This window comes from Streptomyces sp. NPDC058052 (genome assembly GCF_042885515.1).
GTDB lineage: Bacteria > Actinomycetota > Actinomycetes > Streptomycetales > Streptomycetaceae > Streptomyces.
The window spans coordinates 210,484-232,494 of the sequence record NZ_JBHVRX010000011.1 but is presented as its reverse complement, the minus strand read 5'-3'; the positions used below and the strand labels follow the sequence as shown (position 1 = coordinate 232,494).

The following is a 22,011-nucleotide window of genomic DNA, read 5'->3' as shown; positions in this document are numbered from 1 at the left end:
CCCCGCCGTCGCGATCCGGCCACCCGGTGTGCCCTTCCGGCTCCCGCCGGTCACCCTCGCCCAGTAGAGTGACGCACTCGGGGGCCCACTGCGGTACACGGAGGGGTGGGAGACGGGGATGACGGCCGGCACGGACAGTCCCGCGCGGATCGCACAGCGACGCGCCGACGGGGCGCGCGCGCCCGAGCCGTGGCCCGGGATCGACCCCGACGACCTGCCCGACGGCCTCGTCGTCGCCGACGAGAGCGGCCGCGTCGTCTGTTTCAACGCGGCCGCCAGCCGCATCACCGCCGTCCCCGCCCCCGAGGCGCTCGGCCGCCCGCTCGACCAGGCGCTGCCCCTGGAGGACCTCAAGGGCCACCGCTGGTGGAGCCTCACCGACCCGTACGGCGGCCTCGCCACCCGGCGCGGCCAGCCCGAGCGGAACCTGCTGCTGCCCGGCGGCCGCGAGGTCCTCGTCTCCGCCCGGTACGTCCGTGAGCACCCCACCGGACCCGTCCGCCGGGTCGTCGTCTCGCTCCGGGGCACCGAGGCCCGCCGCCGCTCCGAGCGCAGCCACGCCGAGCTCATCGCCACCGTCGCCCACGAACTGCGCTCCCCGCTCACCTCCGTGAAGGGCTTCACCGCCACCCTCCTCAGCAAGTGGGAGCGGTTCACCGACGAGCAGAAGCGGCTCATGCTGGAGACCGTCGACGCCGACGCCGGCCGCATCAAACGGCTCATCGCCGAACTCCTCGACATCTCCCGGATCGACTCCGGCCGGCTGGAGGTGCGCCGCCAGCCCGTCGACATCGCCGCCGCCATCGGCCGGCACGTCCAGGTGCACACCACCGGCGGCCAGGCCCCCGACCGCTTCTTCGTCCGGACCCGGCCCGGACTGCCCGCGCTCTGGGCCGATCCCGACAAGATCGACCAGATCCTCGGCAACCTCCTGGAAAACGCGGTGCGCCACGGCGCCGGAACCGTCACCATCGAGGTGGCGCCCCGCACCGCGGGCGACGACGGCACCGGCGAGGAGGGGACGGAGGTCACCGTGAGCGACGAGGGCCCGGGCATCCCCGAGGAGTCCATGAACCGCGTCTTCACCCGCTTCTGGCGCGGCAGCAAGCGCGGCGGCACCGGACTCGGCCTCTACATCGTCAAGGGCCTCGTCGAGGCCCACGGCGGCACCATCACCGTCGGACGCGGCCCGCGCGGCGGCGCCGAGTTCCGATTTATCCTGCCCGTCGGCGCCCCGGCCCATCTCGTCTGACGTCTCACCCACCGAGACCTGACGGGATCCAGAGCCACCGGGGCCCCCACGGGCTCATCCGCGTGTCCCCACCCCGTTAGACTCGACCTTTGGCACGTTTGCGCCCTTGTCGTCTGTCGTCGAACCGGGGTCGCCCCAGCCACGCCCAACGGAAGCACGGGAAGAGATGTCGGCACCCAATAAGTCGTACGACCCGGTCGAGGTCGAAGCCTTGAAACCGGAAGAGATCGAGCGCATGCGGGACGAGGCGCTCGCCGCCTTCGCCGCCGCCGGCGACCTCGACGCGCTCGCGCACGCCAAGACGGCGCACACCGGCGGCACCTCGCCGCTCGCCCTCGCCAACCGCGAGATCGGCGCGCTGCCGCCGCAGGCCAAGGCCGCGGCCGGCAAGCTCGTCGGCCAGGCCCGCGGTGTCGTCTCCAAGGCGCTCGCCACCCGTCAGGCCGAGCTGGAGGCCGAGCGCGACGCGCGCGTCCTCGTCGAGGAGGCCGTCGACGTCACCCTGCCGTACGACCGCGTCCCGGCCGGCGCCCGCCACCCGCTGACCACGCTGATGGAGCGCGTCGCCGACGTCTTCGTCTCCATGGGCTACGAGGTCGCCGAGGGCCCCGAGGTCGAGGCCGAGTGGTTCAACTTCGACGCCCTCAACTTCGTGCCGGACCACCCGGCGCGGCAGATGCAGGACACCTTCTTCGTCCAGGGTCCGGAGGGCACCACGGGCGACGAGTCCGGCGTCGTGCTCCGCACCCACACCTCGCCGGTCCAGGCCCGCACCCTCATCGACCGGGAGCCCCCGGTCTACGTGGTGTGCCCCGGCCGCGTCTACCGCACCGACGAGCTCGACGCCACGCACACCCCGGTCTTCCACCAGATCGAGCTGCTCGCCGTCGACGAGGGCCTCACCATGGCCGACCTGAAGGGCACCCTCGACCACATGGTCCGGGCGCTCTTCGGCGCGGACATGAAGACCCGGCTCCGCCCGAACTTCTTCCCGTTCACCGAGCCGTCCGCCGAGATGGACATGCTCTGCTACGTCTGCCGCGGCGAGTCCGTCGGCGACCCCGACCGTCCCTGCCGCACCTGCGGCAGCGAGGGCTGGATCGAGCTCGGCGGCTGCGGCATGGTCAACCCGAAGGTGCTCATCGCCTGCGGCGTCGACCCGGAGAAGTACAGCGGCTTCGCCTTCGGCTTCGGCATCGAGCGGATGCTGATGTTCCGGCACAACGTGGAAGACATGCGAGACATGGTCGAGGGTGACGTCCGGTTCACCCGGCCGTTCGGGATGGAGATCTGATGCGGGTCCCGCTTTCTTGGCTGCGGGAGTACGTCGACCTGCCGGCGACGGAGACCGGCCGCGACGTCCAGGCCAAGCTCATCACCGCCGGCCTCGAGGTCGAGACCGTCGAGCGGCTCGGCGCCGGCCTCACCGGCCCGCTGGTGGTCGGCAAGGTCCTCACCATCGAGGAGCTGACGGAGTTCAAGAAGCCCATCCGCTTCTGCACCGTCGACGTCGGCCAGGCCAACGGCACCGGCGAGCCCCAGGAGATCATCTGCGGCGCCCGGAACTTCGCCGTCGGCGACAAGGTCGTCGTGGCCCTGCCCGGCGCCGTCCTCCCCGGTGACTTCCGCATCGCCGAGCGCAAGACGTACGGCAAGGTCTCGCGCGGCATGATCTGCTCCAGCGAGGAGCTGGGCATGGGCGAGGACCCGAACCACGGGATCGTCATCCTGCCGCCGGAGCACGAGATCGGCATCGACGCCACCGTCCTCCTGGAGCTGTACGACGAGGTCCTCGACATCGCCGTCACCCCGGACCGCGGCTACTGCCTCTCGATGCGCGGTGTGGCCCGCGAGGCCGCCATCGCGTACGGGCTGCCGCTGCGCGACCCAGCGCTCCTCGACGTGCCCGCGCCGAACTCGTACGGCTACCCGGTCCAGGTCACGGACCCGATCGGCTGCGACCGCTTCACCGCGCGCACCGTCGTCGGGCTCGACCCCGAGGCCCGGTCGCCGATCTGGCTGCAGCGCCGCCTCCAGAAGGCCGGCATGCGCCCGATCTCGCTCGCCGTCGACATCACCAACTACGTGATGCTGGAGCTCGGCCAGCCGCTGCACGCCTACGACCGCACCCGGCTCGACGGCCCCATCGGGGTCCGCCGCGCCGAGGCCGGCGAGAAGATCACCACCCTCGACGGCACCGCGCGCGTCCTCGACGCCGCGGACCTGGTGATCACCGACAACCGCGGCCCCATCGGCATCGCGGGCGTCATGGGCGGCGCCCACACGGAGATCGCCGACCCGGTGACCGACCCGGAGACCGGTGTCGTCACCGGCTCCACCGAGGTCGTCGTCGAGGCCGCGCACTTCGACGCCATCTCGATCGCCCGCACGGCCCGCCGCCACAAGCTGTCCTCCGAGGCGTCCAAGCGCTTCGAGCGCGGTGTGGACCCGCAGGCCGCCGCCGCCGCCGCGCAGCGCACGGTGGACCTGCTGGTGCTGCTCGCGGGCGGCACCGCCGAGGCCGGCGTCACCGAGATCGCCGCCCCGTCGGCGCCCCGCACCATCACGATGCCGGCGAACCACCCCGACAAGGTCGCGGGTGTGGCGTACGGCCGCGAGACCGTCGTCCGCCGCCTCCAGGAGGTCGGCTGCGACGTCTACGGCCAGGACGAGCTCGTCGTCACCGTGCCGTCGTGGCGCCCCGACCTCAACGAGCCGAACGACCTCGCCGAGGAGGTCATCCGGCTGGAGGGCTACGAGAACCTGCCCTCCACCCTGCCGAAGCCCCCGGCCGGCCGCGGTCTCACCGAGCGCCAGCGCGTCCACCGCCGGGTCGGCCGCGCCCTCGCCGGCGCCGGCTACGTCGAGGCGCTGAACTACCCCTTCATGGGGCAGCAGGCCCTCGACCAGCTCGGCCTCGACGCGGACGACGCCCGCCGCCAGGTCGTCACCCTCGTCAACCCGCTCTCCGACGAGGAGCCCGCGCTCCGCACCACGCTGCTCCCCGGCCTGCTCGCCGCGCTGCGCCGGAACGACAGCCGCGGCAGCCACGACCTGGCCCTCTTCGAGACCGGCCTGGTCTTCCGCCCGGAGGGCGAGGCCAAGGTCGCGGTCCGCCTGCCGGTGGACCGCCGTCCCACCGACGAGGAGATCGCCGGCGTCGACGCCGCGCTGCCCGCGCAGCCGCGCCGCGCCGCCGTCGTCCTCGCCGGCGCCCGCGAGCAGTCCGGCTGGTGGGGCAAGGGCCGCCCGGCCGACTGGGCCGACGCGATCGAGGCCGCCCGCACCATCGCCGCCGAGGCCGGTGCGGAGCTGCTGATCGACGCCGACCAGCACGCCCCGTGGCACCCGGGCCGCTGCGCCGCCTTCCACGTGGTGATTGACGGGGTCAAGACCCTCGCCGGCCACGGCGGCGAGCTCCACCCGCGCGTCGTCAAGGCGCTGGGCCTGCCGGCCCGCTCCTGCGCGATGGAGCTGGACCTGGACGTCCTGGAGAAGGCGAGCGAGGGGCCGGTCAAGGCCCCGCGCATCTCCGCCTTCCCGGTCGCCACCCAGGACGTCGCCCTGGTCGTCGACCAGGACGTGCCGTCCGCGGCGGTCGAGCACCACCTGGCCGTCGGCGCGGGTGAACTCCTGGAGTCCATCCGCCTGTTCGACGTCTACACCGGCGACCAGGTCGGCGAGGGCAAGAAGTCCCTGGCGTACGCGCTGAAGTTCCGTGCCGAGGACCGCACCCTCACCGTCGAGGAGGCCACCGCCGCCCGCGACGCCGCGGTCGCCCTGGCCGCCGAGCACACCGGCGCCGTCCTGCGCGGCGCCTGACACCGGCGAGCACGCCACGGAGGGCCGTCCCGGGATCCTTTTCCCGGGGCGGCCCTCCGCCGTCTCCGGGCCCGGCCGGGGACCGGTCGCGCTCGTACGGGGCGTCGAGCGTCGGCAGTCCGTGCCCGTGGCGCGGGGGCGGCGAAGGGCGGCGCGCCGAGGGCGCTCACTCCTTCGGGTGAGATCGCCGGGCGGTGTTCCCCCGTGGTCCGGACGCTCGGCAGAATCGACGCGGCCACAGGGGCGGGCCTGTGTGCCGCAGGGCCTTCGGGCGCTGTCGGGGCTCGGGAAGGGCCGTACATGATCCGTACCAGCCGTGGCGACCGCCTCCGTTCGCGCCGTGCGAGCACCGTCCTCAGGGCCCGGCTCCGCCGGTCGGCCCCGCTCGCGCTCCCCGTCGGCTGGGGCGCGGTGGCGGTGGCCTGGAAGTTCGGGTGTCCGCTGGCCCGGCAGCCTGGGCTGCCGATGCGGATCGCCACCAGCATCGTCTTCCTGACCGTCGGCACCGGGCTGGTCCTCGGGGTGCGCCGGCAGCTGCGGCGCGAGCTGGCGCGGGTGCGGGAGGTCGCCGAGGCGACGCAGCGGGTGCTGCTGCGTCCGCCGCCCGCCCGGCTCGACGGACTCGCCCTGGCCGCCGGGCAGTTGTCGGCCACCCGGGGCGCCTCGGTGGGCGGCGACCTGTACGAGGCGGTGGCGACGCCGTACGGGGTGCGGATCGTCGTCGGGGACGTGCGGGGCCACGGGCTGGCCGCCCTGGGCGCGGTCGTCGCGGTGCTGGGGAGCTTCCGGGAGGCCGCCCACGACGAGCCGGAGCTGGGCGGGGTGCTGCGGAGGCTGGAGCGGGCGCTCCAGCGGCATCTGAGGGAGCGGGCCCGTGACGAGCATCCGGCCCGCGGCGGGGGCGAGCCGGAGCATCCGGTGGCCGAGGAGTTCGTGACGCTGCTGCTCCTGGAGGTCCGCGCCGACGGGCGGCTCGCCGTCCTCGACTGCGGCCACCCGGCCCCGTACCGGCTCGGCCCGCGGGTGGAGCGGCTGCCGGTGGGCGAGCCGCTGCCCCCGCTGGGCGTCCTGCCGCTGCCCGCCGTGCTCGTCCCGTACACCGCCGCCCGGCTGCTGCCCGGGGAGACGCTGGTGCTGCACACCGACGGGGCGGAGGAGGCCCGGGACCACCGTGGCCGGTTCTTCGCCCTGGAGGCGGCGCTGGCCCGGAGCGCCGGCGGTGCGCCCGGGGCCGTCGTCCGGCAGGTGCACGAGGCGCTGCTCCGGCACACCGGCGGCCGGCTCGACGACGACGTGGCGCTGCTCGTCGTCCGCGACGACCGCGTCCGCGTGCCGGCGCAGCCCGCCGAACCCGGGCTGCGCCGTCCCCGGCCCGCTCCCTCCACCCACTGCTGAGCGGAGGGTCCGGGGGTACGGGCGCCGCCCGCCCCGCCACGGAGTGTCGGGCAGATCGGCGGGGCGGGCGGCGCTGACCGGGCGGCCGCACTGTACGAGGGGGAGCCGGCGGCCCGGCCTCTCGCCTTCTGGCGAGGAGCCCAGTCAATCGGTACGGCTCCGCCGGCGGCAGCGCGCGCGGACCGGAAGAACGGGTACTTCATTCACACCCCGTGCGAAATCGCACCGGGCGAATTCAGCCACCGCTACGCTGAGTTCACCGAGCGACCGGAGGGGCCATGCAGCCCAACACCCTGCTCGACGCCCTCCTGGACGAGGCGGGCGTCTCCAACGCCGGGCTCGCCGACCGTGTGAACCGGGCCGGGCGGGTCAGGGGACTTGCCCTGCGTTACGAACACACCGCCGTGGCGCGGTGGTTGAAGGGGCAGCGGCCGCGCGGCCAGGTGCCCGACCTGATCTGCGAGGTGCTGGCGGACCGGCTGCGCAGGCCCGTCACCCTCGACGACATCGGGCTCGGCGTGCCCGGTGGCGGGCCGCCCGCGCCCGGCACCCCGCTCGCCGGCTTCGTCGACCGGGCCACCGCGCTGTGGCGCTCGGACGAGCAGCAGCGCCCGTATCTGGTGTCCGCGCCGGCCGTGACCGGCACGCCGGCGGTGATGCCGGTGTGGGAGTGGGAGAACCCGCCGGAGGACACCGATGTCTCCCGGACCGGCCTGACCCGGGTGGACGCGGCCGACATCGCCCTGCTCAGCGCGGCCCGCTCGCACTACGAGCAGATGTACCGGAAGGCCGGCGGCATCGCGACCCGCGCCCGGATCGTCGGCTTCCTCACCACCGAGGCGGCGCCCCGGCTGCGCGGCTCCTACAGCGACGCCCTGGGGCGCTCGCTGCACCGGGCCACCGGGGGACTGGTGGCGGTGGCCGGGATCTGCGCCTACGACGCCGACGCGCACGGGCTGGCGCAGCGCTACTTCCAGCAGGCGCTGCGGCTGGCGAAGGCCAGCGGGGACCGGGCGTTCGGGGCCTATGTGATCGCGCTGATGGTCAACCAGTCGCTGCTGCTGGGGGAGTTCCGGCAGGCGGTGGCGTTCGCGGAGGCCGCCCTGCGGGCCGCCGACAGGACCATCACCCCGGCGCTGGCGGCCGATCTGACGGCGATGCAGGCGAAGGCGTACGCCGGGCTCGGCGACGGGACGGCGGCGCTCGGCTGCATCCGGCGGGCCGAGGCGGCGGCGGAGCGGATCGCGCCGGCGGCGGAGCCGGCCGAGACGGGGTACGTGCAGCCGGGGCTCGTCAACGTGCAGGTGGCGGAGGCCCTCCTCGGTCTGGGTGATCTCGCGGGGGCGTACGAGCACGCGGCGCGGGCGGTGGGGACGCCCTCGCACGACCGGGGCCGGGTGCACCGGCTGGCGCTGCTCTGCCAGGTCGAACTCCGGCAGGGCGAGGCGGACTCGGCGGCGCGGACGGCGGTCGAGATGACCGAGCGGGCGCGCGGGATGGAGTCGCGGCGGCTGCGGGACCGGCTGCTGCAGGCGCGGGAGCACCTGCTGGCCAGCGACGCGGGGGACGCGCGGCAGGCGGCGGAGCTGATCGACGGGGCGTTGCGCGTTCCGCTCTGACCGTGGACCTGATCAGATATTGCCACCGAACACGCGCCTACCAGTCGGAAGGTGGCAAGAACGTGCAGTGGACGAAACTGAGTGAACGCTCCGTCTATGAGAACCGTTGGTTCCGAGTGAACCTCGCGGACGTCGAACTTCCGGACGGCCGCCACCTCGACCACTATCTGATCCGGCTCCGCCCCGTCGCCGTCGCGACCGTCGTCAACGACGCCGACGAGGTTCTGATGCTCTGGCGCCACCGCTTCATCACCGACAGCTGGGGCTGGGAGCTGGCCGCCGGCGTCGTCGAGGACGGCGAGACCCCCGAGGACGCCGCCGCCCGCGAGATGGAGGAGGAGACCGGCTGGCGGCCGGGGCCGCTGCGCCACCTCCTCACCGTCGAGCCCTCCAACGGGCTCAGCGACGCCCGGCACCACCTCTACTGGACCGACCGGGCCACCTGGACCGGCCCGCCGGTCGACGGCTTCGAGTCCTCGCGTCGCGCCTGGGTGCCGCTGAAGGAGATCCCGGAGCTGATCGCCCGGGGCGAGATCCCGGCCGCGAACATGGCGGCGGGGCTGCTGATGCTCCACCACCTGCGGCTCGGCTGACCGGGCGGGGACAGACGGAACGGCCCGTACCTGTGCGGGGGTACGGGCCGTTCCTGCCGCGGAGAGCGACAATCGTGGGACGCCGTGGCGTCAGGGGTAGACGTAGAAGCCGGAGCCCGTCTTGCGGCCCAGCCGGCCCGCGTCGACCATCCGCTGGAGCAGCGGGGGAGCGGCGTACAGCGGCTCCTTGAACTCGGAGTACATCGAGTCGGCGATCGAGGCGATCGTGTCGAGGCCGATGAGGTCCGAGAGCTTCAGCGGGCCCATCGGGTGGGCGCAGCCGTACTCCATGCCGTTGTCGATGTCCTCGCGGCTCGCGATGCCCGACTCGAACATCCGGATCGCGGAGAGCAGGTACGGCACGAGCAGCGCGTTGACGACGAAGCCGGAGCGGTCCTGGGCGCGGATCGCGTGCTTGCCGAGCAGCTTCTCGGCGAACGCCTGCGCCCGGCTGATGGTGCCCTCGGAGGTGGTGAGGGCGGGGATCAGCTCGACCAGCTTCTGCACCGGGGCCGGGTTGAAGAAGTGGATGCCGATGACATGGTCGGGGCGGGAGGTCGCCACGGCCAGCTTCACCAGCGGGATGGAGGAGGTGTTCGAGGCCAGGATGGCGTCGGGCCGGGTCAGGACCTGGTCGAGCACCTGGAAGATCTCGGTCTTGACCTGCTCGTTCTCGACGACCGCCTCGATGACGAGGTCACGGTCGGCGAACTCGCCCAGGTCGGTCGTGAAGCTCAGGCGGGCGAGCGCCGAGTCGCGCTCCTCCTCGCTGATCTTGCCGCGTTCGGCGGCCTTGGTCAGCGAGTTCAGCAGTCGGGTGCGGCCGATCTCCAGCGCCTCGCCGGTCGTCTCGGCGACCTTCACCTCGAGGCCGCTCCGGGCACACACCTCTGCGATGCCCGCGCCCATCTGGCCGCAGCCCACCACTCCGACGCGCTCAATGTCGGCCATGGAGTCCGTCACCTCGTGCCTTTCGCTCTTCTCTGGCGGCGGGCCCCCGTGTGATTCCGGTGCGCACGCCTCGACCCCATGACGTTACTCCGATTCGCGCGATGATCGATCGGTCGGAGGGGGCATGCTGTCCGTGGGGGTGTGACGTATCCGACAGCTGAGGGGTACAAGTGCGGCCTATCGGGAGAAGAGGGTTTGTGACGACCGCCACGGGAGCGGCATTCGGTGTCGTCGGCGCGGGTGACTCCGGCGCCGCCGCCGAGCGCCCCTCGATACGCGGACGGGACCGGAGGCGCACGCCGGAACGGGCGGCCGGGACGGCCGGATTCCGGGGCGTGTGGGTGGCGACCGTCGCCAACCGGGACTGGCCGTCGCGCGCCGGTCTCTCCGCCGCGGCGCAGCGGGCCGAGCTCCTGGCCCACCTGGACCGGGCGGTGCGGCGCCGGCTCAACGCGGTCGTCCTCCAGGTGCGGCCCACCGCCGACGCCCTGTGGCCTTCGCCTCACGAGCCCTGGGCGCAGTGCCTCACCGGCACGCAGGGCCGCGACCCCGGCTGGGACCCGCTGGGCACGGCCGTCGAGGAGGCCCACGCGCGGGGCCTGGAGCTGCACGCCTGGTTCAACCCGTACCGGGTGGCGAACCACACGGACCCGTCCCGGCTCACCGCCTCCCACCCGGCCCGGCGCCACGCAGGCTGGACCGTGGCCTACGGCGGGAAGCTGTACTACGACCCCGGGCTGCCCGAGGTCCGGCGCTTCGTCCAGGACGCGATGCTCGACGCGGTGCGCCGCTACGACATCGACGCGGTCCACTGGGACGACTACTTCTACCCGTACCCGGTGGCGGGGGAGAGCTTCGCGGACGACGCGTCGTACGCCCGCCACGGCGGGGGCTTCCGCAACCGCGCCGCCTGGCGGCGGAACAACACCGATCTCCTCGTCTCGGAGATGTCCGCCCGGATCAAGGAGGTCAGACCGGGGGTGGCCTTCGGCATCAGTCCGTTCGGGGTGTGGCGGAGCCTCGCCGACGACCCCGCGGGCTCCGACACCCGGGGCGGCCTGGCCACGTACGACCACCTGTACGCGGACACCCGGAAGTGGATCAGGGAGGGCTGGATCGACCACGTGGTGCCGCAGCTCTACTGGCACATCGGTCATCCCGCCACCGACTACACCACGCTCCTGGACTGGTGGAGCGATGTGGTGCGGGGGACGGGCGTCGGGCTCCACATCGGCGAGGCGCTCTACAAGGCGGGCGCCGAGGGCCAGCCCGAGGAGTGGCAGGACCCGGAGGAGCTGTCGCGGCACCTCGCGCTGGCCGCCGGGCGGCCGGAGGTCGGGGGGCACTGCTTCTTCGCGGCGAAGGAGGTCGCGGAGGACCGCAACGGTGCCTTCGCCCTCGCCGTGGCCGACCACTATCCGACCCGGGTCCGGCCGCCCCGGGCCTAGACCGGGCCGTCTCCTCCGGACCCTGCCGGGCCGACCCGGAAGGAACGGCCCCGGCCGACTCCTCCGGGTCCGGCCGGGCTCGCGCCCGGGTCCGTCTCCTCCGGGTCCGGCCGGGCCCGCCTAGCGCTGTCCGGGGTGGCGGACGACGGTGTCGGGGCCGGGCGACATCAGGGCCTCGTGACCGTCGTCGTCGAACTTGACCCGGTACGGGGGAGTGCCGTTCTCCCCCAGCACCTGGATGACCTGGGCCGTACGGTCGTGCTGACCTACGGTCCGGCCGTGCACCAGCAGCTTGTCGCCCACACTCGCCTGCATCGCGGGACCTCCTCGCGCGCGTAGGACCTCTGCCTGCCATTGTGACGCAGGTCACGGCCACGCGTCGCGTCAGCTCTTCGCGCGCTGGGTCACCGCGATGCAGACGAGTACGCCGACGGCCGCGACCGGCGCGGCCAGCGGCAGGGACTCGCCGAGCAGGAGGACCGACCAGACCAGCGTCAGCAGCGGCTGGGCGAGCTGGAGCTGGCTGGCGCGCGGGATGCCGATCGCGGCCATGCCCCGGTACCAGACGTACAGGCCGAAGAAGGTGGATCCGGCGGCCACCCAGACCAGGCCGATCACGCCGTGGGCGGTGAGGTGCACCGGTTCGAGGGAGAGCGCCACGGCCGAGGCCGGGACCATCAGCGGCAGGCAGAACACCAGCGCCCAGCCGATGACCTGCCAGCCCGGCATCAGCCGGGCGAGCCGGCCGCCCTCGGTGTAGCCGGCGGCGCAGACCAGCAGCGCGCCGAAGAGGTACAGGTCGCCCGCGGAGAGCGCGCCGCCGCTCTGCTGGACGGTGAAGGCGATCACGACGGCGGCGCCGGAGACGGCCGCGAACCAGAAGGTGCGGGACGGGCGGCGGCCGGTCCGCACGGCGGCGAAGGTGGCCGTGGTGAGCGGCAGCAGGCCCACGACGACGGCGGCGTGCGAGGTCGTCGAGGTCTGGAGGGCGAGCGTGGTCAGCAGCGGGAAGCCGATCACCACACCGCCCGCGACCACCGCGAGCCCGGCCCAGTGGCGCCGCTCCGGCAGCGGCACGCGGCCCCCGAGCAGGAACGCGCCGGCGATGAGCGCGGCGAGCGTGGAGCGGACGGCCACCAGCGACCAGGGGCCGAAGCTCTCCAGGCCCCAGACCGTCGACGGGAAGGTCAGCGAGAAGGAGACCACGCCGAGCAGGGCGAGCAGCGTGCCCTGGGTGGTGGGGGACGCGGTGCCCGGGGCCGGTGCCGGAGCGCTTCCGCCCGTCGTGTCGACCGCTATCGCCATCGGTGTAGTAGCGCTACTCTGTGCTCTCATGCATGAGCGTAGCAGTGTGGCCGAACTGGCGAAATCCCTGAAGGCGGAGCTCGACCGCTACTCTCCAGGTGGAAAGCTGCCGTCGAGTCGGGCCCTGGTCGACCGCTACCGGGTCTCCCCGGTGACCGTCACCCGCGCCCTCGCCCAGCTCGCCGCCGAAGGGCTCGTCGTCACCCGTCCCGGCGCCGGCGCCTTCAAGGCCGAGACCCGCGCCGCCGCCACCGCCGGCGACACCTCCTGGCAGCAGCTGGCCCTCAGCGCCGACGCCGCCACCGAACTCGTCCCCCGCGCCGTCGACGCCACCGGCGTCCTCGTCACCCTGGCCGCGCCCCCGCCCGGCGTCATCGAGTTCAACGGCGGCTACCTCCACCCCTCCCTCCAGCCCGAGCGGGCCCTCTCCGCCGCCCTCGCCCGGGCCGGCCGCCGCCCCGGCGCCTGGGGACGGCCGCCCACCGACGGCCTCACCGAGCTCCGCGAATGGTTCGCCCGCGAGATCGGCGGCGGGGTCACCGGCGCCGAGATCCTCATCACCGCCGGCGGCCAGTCCGCCCTCACCACCGCCCTCCGCGCCCTCGCCGCGCCCGGCACGCCCGTGCTCGTCGAGTCGCCCACGTACCCCGGCATGCTCGCCGTCGCCCGCGCGGCGGGACTGCGCCCGGTGCCCGTCCCCACCGACACCGACGGCATCCGCCCCGACCTCCTCGAAGCGGCGTTCCGCGCGACCGGCGCGCGGGTCCTGGTCTGCCAGCCGCTCTTCCAGAACCCCAACGGCGCCCTCCTCCCGCCCGGCCGCCGCCGCGAGGTCGTCCGCATCGCCCGCGCCGCCGGCGCCTTCGTCGTCGAGGACGACTTCGCCCGCCGGCTCGTCCACGAGGACGCGGCGCCGCTCCCGCCGCCGCTCGCCGCCGACGACCCCGACGGCGTCGTCGTCCACGTCTGCTCGCTCACCAAGATCACCTCGGCCAGCCTCCGCGTCGGCGCCCTCGCCGCCCGCGGCCCGGTCCTCGAACGGCTCCGGGCCATCCAGGTCGTCGACAGCTTCTTCGTCCCCCGGCCCCTCCAGGAGGCCGCCCTCGAACTCGTCGGCTCCCCGGCCTGGTCCCGCCACCTGCGGACCGTCTCCCAGGAGCTGAAGGCCCGCCGCGACACCCTCACCGCCGCCGTCGCGCTCCGCCTCCCCGAACTCGCCCTGCCCCACGTGCCCTCCGGCGGCTACCACCTCTGGCTCCGCCTCCCCGACACCCTCCCCGAGTCCGCGCTCCTCGCCGCCGCGCTCCGGGCCGGCGTCACCGCCGCCCCCGGCCGGCCGTACTTCTGCGCCGAACCCCCGGCCGGTCACATCCGGCTGAGTTTCGCGGGTGTCGCCGGGCCCACGGAGATCGCCGAGGGGGTCCGCAGGCTCCGGACCGCGATGGACGAACTCCTTCCGTGACCCCGGGCGGGCCGGCGCGGCGTAGGGACCCCCCGCGGCGGCCCGGAAAACCCGCCTGACACATGCCGGGCCCCCTGGCATCCTGCGCCCATGAGCGAGACCACCGCCTCCGTACCCGCCGCCTACCCCGCCGTCCTCCACGGTGCGTACGAGATCTCGGCCGACCCGGCCCGCCTCGACCCCGCCCGGATCCACCACTGGCTCTCCACCGACGCCTACTGGGCCCTCGGCCGACCTCGTGAGAAGCAGGACCGGGCCATCGCCGGCTCGCTCAACTTCGGCGCCTACCACCGCGACACCGGCGAGATCGCCGCCTACGCGCGCGTGGTCACCGACCGCGCCACCTTCGCCTGGCTCTGCGACGTCTACGTCGACCGGCCGGCCCGCGGCACCGGCCTCGGCACCGCCCTCGCCGCCGCCGTCCGCGACCACCTGGAGCCGTACGGGCTCCGCCGGATCATGCTCGTCACCGCCGACGCCCACGGCGTCTACGAGAAGGTCGGATTCACGCCACTGCGGAATCCGGACAAGTGGATGGCTCTCGGACAGCAGTGAACCGGGGCCTCCCGGTCCCCCTCACCCGCCCCTTGACCCGGGGCCCCACCGGCCTCACGATCGCGGCCATGGGTCTTCGGGTCACGCTGGTCGCGGCGGCGCGCAGTTCCTCCCTGCTCGCCGAACGCTTCGACGACGACCGGCCGCTCGACGAGGCCGGCTGGTACGAGGTGCAGCAGGCCGCGCCCGCGCTCCTCCCGCTCGGCGCGGCCGAACTCCGCTACTGCTCCCCGACGCGGCGCAGCCGCGCCACCGGCACCGCCCTCGGCTACGCCCCGCTCGCCCAGCCCGCCCTCCGCGACTGCGACATGGGCCGCTGGCGCGGACTCACCCTCGCCGAGGTCGCCGCCCTCGAACCGGCCGCCGTCGACGCCTGGCTCGCCGACGCCCGCTCCGCCCCGCACGGCGGCGAACCCCTCCTCGCCTTCATCTCCCGCATCGGCGGCTGGCTCGACACCCGCCCCGCCGACGACGTCACCGTCGTCGCCGTCGCCGAACCCTCCGTCGTCCGCGCCGCCCTCGTCTACGCCCTCCGGGCCGCCCCCGCCACCTACTGGAGCGTCGACGTCCGCCCCCTGTCCACCGTCACCCTCGTCGGCCGCCCCGGCGCCTGGCACCTCCACCTGGACGCCCCGGCCCTCCGCTGAGCCGCCACGGCGAGGGGTCCCCCGTGACGGCCCGCCCGGCGGGCGTACCGGCCCGTACGGACCGGTTAGCCTGGGGGCACGATGAACCGTCTGACCACGCCATGGGGCGACGTCACGCTCACCCGCCACCCCGAGGACCCGCGCGATCCGCTGCGTGCCTGGGACGCGGCCGACGAGTACCTGCTCCACCACCTGACCGAGAGCGGCACCGGCCTCTCCGGCACCGTCGCCGTCCTCGGCGACCGCTGGGGCGCCCTCGTCACCGCGCTGAGCGCCGCCGGGGCGGGGGAGCTCGTCCAGATCTCCGATTCGTACCTCGGCCGCGAAGCCACCCGCGCCAACCTCGCGCGCGCCGGGGCCGCCCCCGGCGCCGTCCGGCTCCTCACCACCCAGGACGCTCCGCCCGCGCGGATCGACGTCCTCCTCGTCCGCGTCCCCAAGAGCCTCGCGCTCCTGGAGGACCAGCTGCACCGGCTCGCCCCCGCCGTCCACGCGGACACGGTGATCGTCGGCACCGGCATGGTCAAGGAGATCCACACCTCCACCCTGACCCTCTTCGAGCGGATCCTCGGCCCCACCCGCACCTCGCTCGCGGTGAAGAAGGCCCGGCTGATCCACACCACCCCCGACCCGGCCGCCGCGCCCGGGCCGAACCCGTGGCCGTACCGGTACGCCCTCCCGGCGGACACCCCCGCGCCCGGGCTCGCCGGCCGCACGGTCGTCAACCAGGCGGGCGTCTTCTGCGCCGACCGCCTCGACATCGGCACCCGCTTCCTCCTCGGCCACCTCCCGCGCGGCCTCGGCGACGCCCGCGTCGCCGACCTCGGCTGCGGCAACGGCGTCGTCGGGCTCGCGGTCGCCCTCGCCGAACCCGACGCCGAACTGCTCTTCACCGACGAGTCGTACCAGGCCGTCGCCTCCGCCGAGGAGAACTTCCGCCTCCACGCGGGGGAGGGCCGCGAGGCCGGGTTCACGGTCGGCGACGGGCTCGCGGACGTCCCCGCGGGCTCCCTCGACCTCGTCCTCAGCAACCCGCCCTTCCACAGTCACCAGGCCACCACCGACCGCACCGCCCGCCGGATGTTCTCCGACGCGCGCCGGGCGCTGCGGCCCGGCGGCGAACTGTGGGTCGTGGGCAACCGCCACCTCGGCTACCACGTCACGCTCCGCCGCATCTTCGGCAACAGCGAACTGGTCGCCGGCAACCCCAAGTTCGTGGTGCTGCGGGCCGTCAAGGGCTGACGGACCCGGGGGGAGCAGGCCGGGGGAAGGAAGGCCGGGGGAGAAGGCCCCGGGAAGGAAGGCCGGGGGAGAAGGCCCCAGGAAGGAAGGCCGGGGGGAAGGCCCCGGGAAGGAAGGCCGGGAGAGACGTTCCGGGGAGGTCGGCCTGGGGGGAAGGCCCGGGGAGGTCGGTCGGGAGAGAAGGCCCAGGGGGAGAAGGCCCGGGGGCGCGGCAGGGCTTGACCCTGACGCGCGGGTCAAGGGCTACGGTCCCGGCCGACCCGCCCCTCCCCTCTCCGGAGCCCGCCATGCCCACCCACCGCGAGATACGGCTGCGCACCCGCCCCCGCCACGGACTGCCCGGCCCCGACCACCTCGACCTCGTCACCACCGCCCGCCCCGTGCCCGGACCGGGCGAACTCCTCGTACGCAACCGCTGGTTCACCGTGGCCCCCGCCCTGCGGACGCTCATCGGCGGCGGAGTGAAGGGCGCGCCGCTCCCGCCCCTCGCCCCGGGCGACCCGCTGCCCGGCGCCGCCGTCGGCGAGGTCGTCACCGCCCCGCCCGGCAGCGCCCTGCGCCCCGGCGACCTCGTGTCCCACTGGCAGGGCTGGCGCGAGTACGCCGTCCTCCCGGCCGCGGGACGGACGGCCCTCGGCGACGCGCTGCCCGACCCGGTCGCCCACCTCTCCCAGGGCTGGACCGCCTACGCGGCGCTCTCCCGGGGAGGCCGCGTCGCCCCCGGCGACACCGTCCTGGTGACGGGCGGCGCGGGCGCCGTCGGCACCATGGCGGGCCAGATCGCCCGGCTCCTCGGCGCCGCCCGGGTCGTCGGCACCACCGGCTCGCCCGCCAAGGCGGCCCGGCTCGTCGGCGAGCTCGGCTACGACGCCGCCGTCCTCCGGGACGGCGACGAGCCCTTCGCGGCCCGGCTCGCGGCGGCCGCCCCCGACGGCGTCGACGTCCTCCTCGACACCGTCGGAGGCGAGCAGCTCGCCGCCGCCGCGGAGACGGCCAGGCCCGGGGCCCGCCTCGTCCTCGTGGGCGCCCTCTCCGGGCAGCTCGACCCCACCGGACCCGGCACCTCCGCGCCCGTGGAGCTCGACGCGTACGGGCTCGTCGTCCGGCGCGTCGAACTGCGCGGCTTCAGCCCGCTCGACCACCCCGACAGCCGCGACGCGTGGGAGTCCCGCTCGCGGGAGTGGTTCCGCTCCGGCGCCCTCTCCTTCCCGCACGTGCGGATCCCGGGCATGGAACGCGCCCCGGAGGCGTTGCGGGAGGTGATGACGGGCCGCCACTTCGGGGCGGTGGTGGTCGAGTCGGCCTGACCGGCGGAAGGGGCGGGACATGCGGATCGGCGATGCGGCGGCGGCCGCGGGCACCACACCACGGGCGCTCCGCTTCTACGAGCAGCGCGGACTCCTGGACCCGCCGTCCCGCACGGGCACGGGCCAGCGCGTCTACAGCGACGCCGACGTCGACCGCGTGCGGGTCGTCCGCGCCCTCCTCGGTCTGGGCCTCACCGTCGAGGACGTGCGCGCCCGCGCCGAGGTGCTCCACCTCGTCGACGCGGAGTCGCTGCACGGCGGGACCGTCCCGGAGGGCGTGTGCTCCGGGACGTCCCCGGTCGTCGCCCGCCGGCTCGACGCCCTCGACGAAGAGATCGGCCGGCTGACCCGGCTGCGCGCCTCCCTCGCCTCCGCGACCCGCACCGGCCGCGCCGACGCCGATCCCGCCGATGTCGCCCCTGCCGATACCCATCGCACGGATGCCGACGCCGATCCCGCCGACCCCGGTCGCACCGATGACGGTCCCGCCGGGCCGGGAGGCGGCTGAACCGTCCGCCCCGCCCCTGCCGTGCCGCCCGGGGTCCAGGAGCGGCCGACCCGCGCGGACCGGTCCCGCCGACACCGGGAGCGGCCGACCAGCCCGCTCCCCGGGACCCGTCACGCGTCCGGGAGGACCAGGTCCAGGGCGCGGAGGCGGTCCGCCCCCGTGGCGATGTCGAGGCCGGCGATCCGGTCGCCGCGGAAGCCGAAGGCCACCGCCGCGACGGGCCGCCCGGCCGCCAGCGCCACCAGCCCGACGGCGCCGTCGACCAGCGCGGGCCGGATCGCCTCCCCGGGCCGGGCCGACAGGGCCGCCGCGGCGGCCAGGGCCACGGCCGCGGCCCCGTGCACCGGGCCCCGCTCTGCGTACGCGACGGCCTCCGGATCCAGCAGCCCGGCGAGCGCGACGGCGTCCCGCGCGCGTGCGGCGGTCAGGAAGGCGTCCACGAGCGCCCGCCGCCGTCCAGGGTCGCCGCCGTCCCGCGTCGTGCCGCCGCCCCGCAGCCGCTCCCGCGCCCGCCGCGCCCTCCGCGCGGCGTCGGCGGCGGAGCCGCCCATGACGCGGGCGGTCTCCCCGGGGCCCAGCCCGAAGACGTCGTGGAGGAGGTACGCGAGCCGCCGGCGGGCCCCGATCCGGTCCAGTACGCCGAGGAAGCCCAGGAGGACGGTCTCGTCCAGGCCCTCCGGGACCGGCTCCGGCGGGTCGTCCTCGGCCGGCACGCGCGCGTGCCCGCCGGCGTCGAGGCACGCGCGGGCGACCAGCGCCGTGAGGACGAGCCGCGCGAGCGCCGGCGCGTCCGCGCCGAGGCCGGCCCGCACCCGGTCGAGGACGGCCTCCGCCTCGCCCTCCGCCCCCGGGCCCAGGAGCCGCAGGGCCACGCCCCGCAGCCGCTCCTCGTCGGCGTCGAACCGCGCCCCCAGCGCGGTCACCACAGCGTCGTCGTGCATGGCGTCTCACTTCCCGTCAGGTGCCGTCACCGGATTGACGGGCCGGCCGCGGCCGTTGTGACGCCGGGCCCGGAGCGGCGGTGTCGGTGGCGGCTGTCACGATCGGGGACGAGGCGGGACGGACGAGGGGGAGCGCGGTGACGGCGGAGCGGGAGCGGGCGGCGGAGGAGCTCGTGGAGGGGTTCCTGCGGGCGGCCCCGGAGGGCTGGACGGAGGCGCGGCTGTCCTGGACGGAGGACGACCACCGGCTCGGGTCCACGAGCGCGTTCCGGACGCGGGACGGCTCCTGGCGCCCGCTGCGGGGCCGCGGGAAGCACGGTTTCCTCCTGGCGCCGGTCCGGGCCCTGCGGCCGCCGGGCGGGCGGCCGGGCGGCACGGGCGAGCTGGTGTGCGCGCCGGGAGGGGCGTACCGCCTCGTCGTCGCCCCCGACACGGTCGTCCACGGCGGGGCGGAGTGGGGCATCCTCCTGGACCCGGACGCCCGGCCGCCCGAACCGGGGTGCGCGGAGGAGACGGGCACGGCGGCCCCGGCCGGCGACCCCGCGGAGGCGGTCGCGCTCCTGCGCGCGATCGTGGCGCGGCGGGCCGGGCTCCTGGGCGGTCCCGAGCGGCTGCCCGCGCCCGCGGGCGAGGGCGCGATCGAGGCGGCGGAGCGGCGCCTCGGGGTGCGGCTCCCCGCCGACCTGCGCGCCCTGTACGGCGTCGCCGACGGCGACACGGTCGACGGCCGGCACCGCTGCCTCCTGGGCGAGGGCTGGCTGAGCCTCGACGGAATGGCCGCCGCGCACGCGTACCGGCGGGAGCCGGACCGGACGAGCCGGAGCCCGTGGGGCGCGGTGATCTTCGACGCCGACCCGCCCGGAAGGGTGCGGCGCAGCACCGGTGATCCCACCCGGGTCCCGTTCCTCACCGGCGAGGACGGCAACCACCTGGCGGTGGACCTGGCCCCGGCCCGGTACGGCCGCCCCGGGCAGGTCCTCCGCATCGGCCGCGACCACGCCCACGGCGCCGCCCTCCTGGCGGACTCGGTCACCGCGCTGCTGCGGCGGGTCCTGGACGCGCTGGAGCGGGGCGCGTACGAGGTGTCCGGCGGGAACGTCTGGCCGGACCGCACCTGGCACGGCTCCCCGCGGCGGCCGGACCCCGCCGGCGTGACGGAGCGGCCCGGTCCCCGAGTCCAGGAGGCCGAGCACCGCGACGGCGGCGGCCCGGTCGACCTCGCGGCGCTCGCGGGCGCCCCGGCCCTGCGCCGGGTGACGCTGTACGGCGGGACGGCGGCCCGGGACCTCGCGCCGCTGCGGGACACCCCGGTCGAGTCGCTGACCACGGCCCTCACCGGCACGGGCACCGGCCTGGCGCCGCTGGCGGGCCATCCCCGGCTCCGCGCCCTGCGTCTGACGGGCGCCGGGGCCCCGGTGGACCTGGCCCCGCTCCGTACGCTCCCCGCGCTGCGCGATCTCGACCTGAGCGGGGTCCCGCTCGCCGGCCCGGCGGTCCTGTCGGAGCTGTCCGGGCTGCGCCGTCTGGCACTGGACCGGGGGCAGTGGGCGGCGCTCCTGGCCGCGGGCGGTGCGCCGGCGGGTCTCGCCGAGGTCCGGCTGGTGGCGCCGGACGCCGGGCTCGACGAGGCGCTGGCGCTGGCCGCCCGCCTGGGGCACCCCCTGGAGTCTTTCCGGGCCGGGCGCGCCGGCCTCGCCTCCGTGAGGGAGACGGACGGACGCGGCGCCGACGGGCCCCGGCACCTCCGGGCCCCCGTGGACGGGCCCCCGTAGACGGCCGTACGTGGCCGGGCCCGCGCGGTCGGGCCACGAGCAGTGCGTCGTCCGACCGTTCCGCCGGCGGACGGCTCAGTTCGCCGGTGTCGCGCCCTCCAGCGCCGCCAGCTCCCGGTCGGCGCGGGCGGCGACGAGGGCGAGGACGCGGCCGGCGGCGGCCAGGTCCTCGGCCGGGATCCCGTCCCAGACGCGGGCGGAGAGGGGGCCGGTCTCGGCGGCGACGGTGGTGAGCAGGGCCCGGCCCGCCTCCGTGGGGAGCAGGTGGGGTCCGTCCGCGGCGAGCAGGTCCTTGGCGCGCAGGGCGGCGAGGGCGGCGCGGGCGTCGGCGGGGTCGCCCTTGACGGAGGCGCGGACCCGGGCGACCAGGTCGTCCGGGGTCTGCGGGGCCTCGGCGGTGACGGCCGCGCGCAGCGCGACCTGCTCCAGGAAGGTGGCGCCGTGCCGGGCCAGGACGTGTTCGAGGACGCCCCGGGCCGCGTAGTGGGCCAGGCCGAGCATCCGGGCGTCGGCGACGGGCGAGGCGGTGGTGGTGGTGGTCATGGTGTTGCCCCCTGAGCGGTCGGATCGGTGGTCGGGTCGTCGGTCGCGCCGGTGCTTTCGGGCGCGGGGGGAGAGAGGGGTACGCCGAGCAGGGTCGTCAGCTCGTCGGTGAAGGCGCGGGTCCGTGCCGATTCCCGTCCTCCCAGCGGTTCGAGGAGCTGCTCCAGCAGGTCCCGCACCACGTCGACGGCCCGCCGCGCGACGGTCCGGCCCTCCTCGGTGAGGGCGAGCTGGACGGCGCGCGGGTCGCGGGGGTCGCGGGTGCGTTCGACGAGGCCGGCCGACTCCAGGGCGCGGGCCAGCTTGGAGACGTAGAGCGCCTCCAGGCCGGTGTGGTCGGCGAGCCGCCGCTGGCTGGGCCGCTCGCCGGAGCGCCCCATGCCGTACAGCGACGCGACCAGGACGTACTGCGCGTGGGTGAGGCCCAGGGGGGCCAGCGCGCGGTCGACCGCGACGCGCCACTTGTTGGCGAGCCGCCACACCAGGAAACCGGCCGTGGGGCCGGGAGAACCCTTGCTCATGACCGGTAGAGTACATGGCTACTATGTCCATGGCTACTAAATGGGCGCGGCGCGGGTGCGCCCCGCCGCCCCGCCCGCCACCCTGAGGAGTGAAGCTCCCACGCGCCTCGTTGCATAAAACTACGACG

At 75.6% G+C, this 22,011-nt stretch carries 20 protein-coding genes; 14 read left to right on the top strand and 6 right to left on the bottom strand.

Features of this window, described 5'->3' with window-relative positions; all coding sequences use genetic code 11:
* Window positions 1–118 precede the first annotated feature (118 nt).
* From ACFVU3_RS18325 to ACFVU3_RS18300, 6 genes are all read left to right on the top strand, one after another.
* Window positions 119–1,252, top strand: a complete 1,134-nt coding sequence (locus ACFVU3_RS18325) for an ATP-binding protein (protein ID WP_390067264.1) — start codon at window positions 119–121, stop codon at window positions 1,250–1,252.
* A gap of 166 nt (window positions 1,253–1,418) precedes the next feature.
* The gene (gene pheS, locus ACFVU3_RS18320) at window positions 1,419–2,546 is read left to right on the top strand and encodes a phenylalanine--tRNA ligase subunit alpha (RefSeq protein WP_390067262.1); all 1,128 of its coding nucleotides are present in this window, start codon (window positions 1,419–1,421) and stop codon (window positions 2,544–2,546) included.
* Window positions 2,546–5,074, top strand: a complete 2,529-nt coding sequence (gene pheT / locus ACFVU3_RS18315; RefSeq protein WP_390067260.1) for a phenylalanine--tRNA ligase subunit beta — start codon at window positions 2,546–2,548, stop codon at window positions 5,072–5,074. Before pheS ends, pheT begins: the two co-directional genes overlap by 1 nt.
* Before the next feature lie 300 nt (window positions 5,075–5,374).
* A complete protein-coding gene (locus tag ACFVU3_RS18310; protein WP_390067258.1) occupies window positions 5,375–6,469 on the top strand; it encodes a PP2C family protein-serine/threonine phosphatase in 1,095 nt (364 codons plus the stop codon).
* Between the two features lie 278 nt (window positions 6,470–6,747).
* A complete protein-coding gene (locus tag ACFVU3_RS18305; RefSeq protein ID WP_390067257.1) occupies window positions 6,748–8,088 on the top strand; it encodes a transcriptional regulator in 1,341 nt (446 codons plus the stop codon).
* A 62-nt stretch (window positions 8,089–8,150) separates the two neighbouring features.
* Window positions 8,151–8,681, top strand: coding sequence for an NUDIX hydrolase (locus ACFVU3_RS18300; protein WP_390067256.1), 531 nt, complete (start codon window positions 8,151–8,153; stop codon window positions 8,679–8,681).
* Between the two features lie 90 nt (window positions 8,682–8,771).
* Here the strand turns inward: ACFVU3_RS18300 and ACFVU3_RS18295 are convergent, their stop codons facing one another.
* Window positions 8,772–9,632, bottom strand: coding sequence for a 3-hydroxybutyryl-CoA dehydrogenase (locus ACFVU3_RS18295; protein ID WP_390067254.1), 861 nt, complete (start codon window positions 9,630–9,632; stop codon window positions 8,772–8,774).
* A 197-nt stretch (window positions 9,633–9,829) separates the two neighbouring features.
* On the opposite strand from ACFVU3_RS18295, the gene ACFVU3_RS18290 reads away from it, so the two are divergent.
* Window positions 9,830–11,080 carry a glycoside hydrolase family 10 protein gene (locus ACFVU3_RS18290; protein ID WP_390067252.1) on the top strand — a complete coding sequence of 417 codons (1,251 nt, stop codon included), beginning with the start codon at window positions 9,830–9,832 and terminating at the stop codon, window positions 11,078–11,080.
* Window positions 11,081–11,200: 120 nt separating this feature from the next.
* On the opposite strand, the gene ACFVU3_RS18285 is transcribed toward ACFVU3_RS18290, so the two are convergent.
* The gene (locus tag ACFVU3_RS18285) at window positions 11,201–11,395 is read right to left on the bottom strand and encodes a DUF1918 domain-containing protein (protein ID WP_390067250.1); all 195 of its coding nucleotides are present in this window, start codon (window positions 11,393–11,395) and stop codon (window positions 11,201–11,203) included.
* A 69-nt stretch (window positions 11,396–11,464) separates the two neighbouring features.
* Window positions 11,465–12,415 (bottom strand): DMT family transporter, encoded by a 951-nt coding sequence (locus tag ACFVU3_RS18280; RefSeq protein ID WP_390067248.1) that lies wholly within the window; start codon window positions 12,413–12,415, stop codon window positions 11,465–11,467.
* Here ACFVU3_RS18280 and ACFVU3_RS18275 point away from each other — a divergent pair.
* From ACFVU3_RS18275 to ACFVU3_RS18250, 6 genes are all read left to right on the top strand, one after another.
* Entirely contained in the window at window positions 12,414–13,847 is a 1,434-nt protein-coding gene (locus ACFVU3_RS18275; RefSeq protein WP_390067246.1) for a PLP-dependent aminotransferase family protein, read from the top strand. The genes ACFVU3_RS18280 and ACFVU3_RS18275 overlap by 2 nt on opposite strands.
* A 90-nt stretch (window positions 13,848–13,937) precedes the next feature.
* Entirely contained in the window at window positions 13,938–14,402 is a 465-nt protein-coding gene (locus ACFVU3_RS18270; RefSeq protein WP_390067244.1) for a GNAT family N-acetyltransferase, read from the top strand.
* A gap of 68 nt (window positions 14,403–14,470) precedes the next feature.
* Complete coding sequence (locus ACFVU3_RS18265; RefSeq protein ID WP_390067242.1) at window positions 14,471–15,049, top strand: histidine phosphatase family protein; 579 nt, start codon at window positions 14,471–14,473, stop codon at window positions 15,047–15,049.
* Between the two features lie 90 nt (window positions 15,050–15,139).
* Window positions 15,140–16,291: a methyltransferase gene (locus ACFVU3_RS18260; RefSeq protein WP_390067287.1), complete on the top strand. Its 1,152-nt coding sequence runs from the start codon at window positions 15,140–15,142 to the stop codon at window positions 16,289–16,291.
* 287 nt (window positions 16,292–16,578) lie between these two features.
* Window positions 16,579–17,598, top strand: coding sequence for an MDR family NADP-dependent oxidoreductase (locus tag ACFVU3_RS18255; protein ID WP_390067240.1), 1,020 nt, complete (start codon window positions 16,579–16,581; stop codon window positions 17,596–17,598).
* Window positions 17,599–17,617: 19 nt separating this feature from the next.
* A complete protein-coding gene (locus tag ACFVU3_RS18250) occupies window positions 17,618–18,106 on the top strand; it encodes a MerR family transcriptional regulator (protein WP_390067239.1) in 489 nt (162 codons plus the stop codon).
* Window positions 18,107–18,216: 110 nt separating this feature from the next.
* Here the strand turns inward: ACFVU3_RS18250 and ACFVU3_RS18245 are convergent, their stop codons facing one another.
* A complete protein-coding gene (locus ACFVU3_RS18245) occupies window positions 18,217–19,047 on the bottom strand; it encodes an RNA polymerase subunit sigma-70 (protein ID WP_390067237.1) in 831 nt (276 codons plus the stop codon).
* A gap of 137 nt (window positions 19,048–19,184) precedes the next feature.
* On the opposite strand from ACFVU3_RS18245, the gene ACFVU3_RS18240 reads away from it, so the two are divergent.
* On the top strand, window positions 19,185–20,819 hold the full coding sequence (locus tag ACFVU3_RS18240; RefSeq protein ID WP_390067236.1) for an SMI1/KNR4 family protein: 1,635 nt from the start codon (window positions 19,185–19,187) through the stop codon (window positions 20,817–20,819).
* A 75-nt stretch (window positions 20,820–20,894) separates the two neighbouring features.
* Here the strand turns inward: ACFVU3_RS18240 and ACFVU3_RS18235 are convergent, their stop codons facing one another.
* Window positions 20,895–21,362, bottom strand: a complete 468-nt coding sequence (locus tag ACFVU3_RS18235) for a MarR family transcriptional regulator (RefSeq protein ID WP_390067234.1) — start codon at window positions 21,360–21,362, stop codon at window positions 20,895–20,897.
* Window positions 21,359–21,883: a MarR family winged helix-turn-helix transcriptional regulator gene (locus ACFVU3_RS18230; RefSeq protein ID WP_390067233.1), complete on the bottom strand. Its 525-nt coding sequence runs from the start codon at window positions 21,881–21,883 to the stop codon at window positions 21,359–21,361. Before ACFVU3_RS18230 ends, ACFVU3_RS18235 begins: the two co-directional genes overlap by 4 nt.
* Window positions 21,884–22,011: the final 128 nt, after the last annotated feature.

Bases quoted from the DNA above. Each gene is read 5' to 3' on its own strand.
- ACFVU3_RS18230 (WP_390067233.1), bottom strand. From the start codon at position 21,883: ATGAGCAAGGGTTCTCCCGGCCCCACGGCCGGTTTCCTGGTGTGGCGG.
- ACFVU3_RS18265 (WP_390067242.1), top strand. From the start codon at position 14,471: ATGGGTCTTCGGGTCACGCTGGTCGCGGCGGCGCGCAGTTCCTCCCTG.
- ACFVU3_RS18255 (WP_390067240.1), top strand. From the start codon at position 16,579: ATGCCCACCCACCGCGAGATACGGCTGCGCACCCGCCCCCGCCACGGA.
- ACFVU3_RS18280 (WP_390067248.1), bottom strand. From the start codon at position 12,415: ATGAGAGCACAGAGTAGCGCTACTACACCGATGGCGATAGCGGTCGAC.
- ACFVU3_RS18310 (WP_390067258.1), top strand. From the start codon at position 5,375: ATGATCCGTACCAGCCGTGGCGACCGCCTCCGTTCGCGCCGTGCGAGC.
- ACFVU3_RS18245 (WP_390067237.1), bottom strand. From the start codon at position 19,047: ATGCACGACGACGCTGTGGTGACCGCGCTGGGGGCGCGGTTCGACGCC.
- ACFVU3_RS18275 (WP_390067246.1), top strand. From the start codon at position 12,414: ATGCATGAGCGTAGCAGTGTGGCCGAACTGGCGAAATCCCTGAAGGCG.
- ACFVU3_RS18325 (WP_390067264.1), top strand. From the start codon at position 119: ATGACGGCCGGCACGGACAGTCCCGCGCGGATCGCACAGCGACGCGCC.
- ACFVU3_RS18305 (WP_390067257.1), top strand. From the start codon at position 6,748: ATGCAGCCCAACACCCTGCTCGACGCCCTCCTGGACGAGGCGGGCGTC.
- pheT (WP_390067260.1), top strand. From the start codon at position 2,546: ATGCGGGTCCCGCTTTCTTGGCTGCGGGAGTACGTCGACCTGCCGGCG.
- ACFVU3_RS18235 (WP_390067234.1), bottom strand. From the start codon at position 21,362: ATGACCACCACCACCACCGCCTCGCCCGTCGCCGACGCCCGGATGCTC.
- ACFVU3_RS18285 (WP_390067250.1), bottom strand. From the start codon at position 11,395: ATGCAGGCGAGTGTGGGCGACAAGCTGCTGGTGCACGGCCGGACCGTA.
- ACFVU3_RS18270 (WP_390067244.1), top strand. From the start codon at position 13,938: ATGAGCGAGACCACCGCCTCCGTACCCGCCGCCTACCCCGCCGTCCTC.
- ACFVU3_RS18295 (WP_390067254.1), bottom strand. From the start codon at position 9,632: ATGGCCGACATTGAGCGCGTCGGAGTGGTGGGCTGCGGCCAGATGGGC.
- ACFVU3_RS18250 (WP_390067239.1), top strand. From the start codon at position 17,618: ATGCGGATCGGCGATGCGGCGGCGGCCGCGGGCACCACACCACGGGCG.
- pheS (WP_390067262.1), top strand. From the start codon at position 1,419: ATGTCGGCACCCAATAAGTCGTACGACCCGGTCGAGGTCGAAGCCTTG.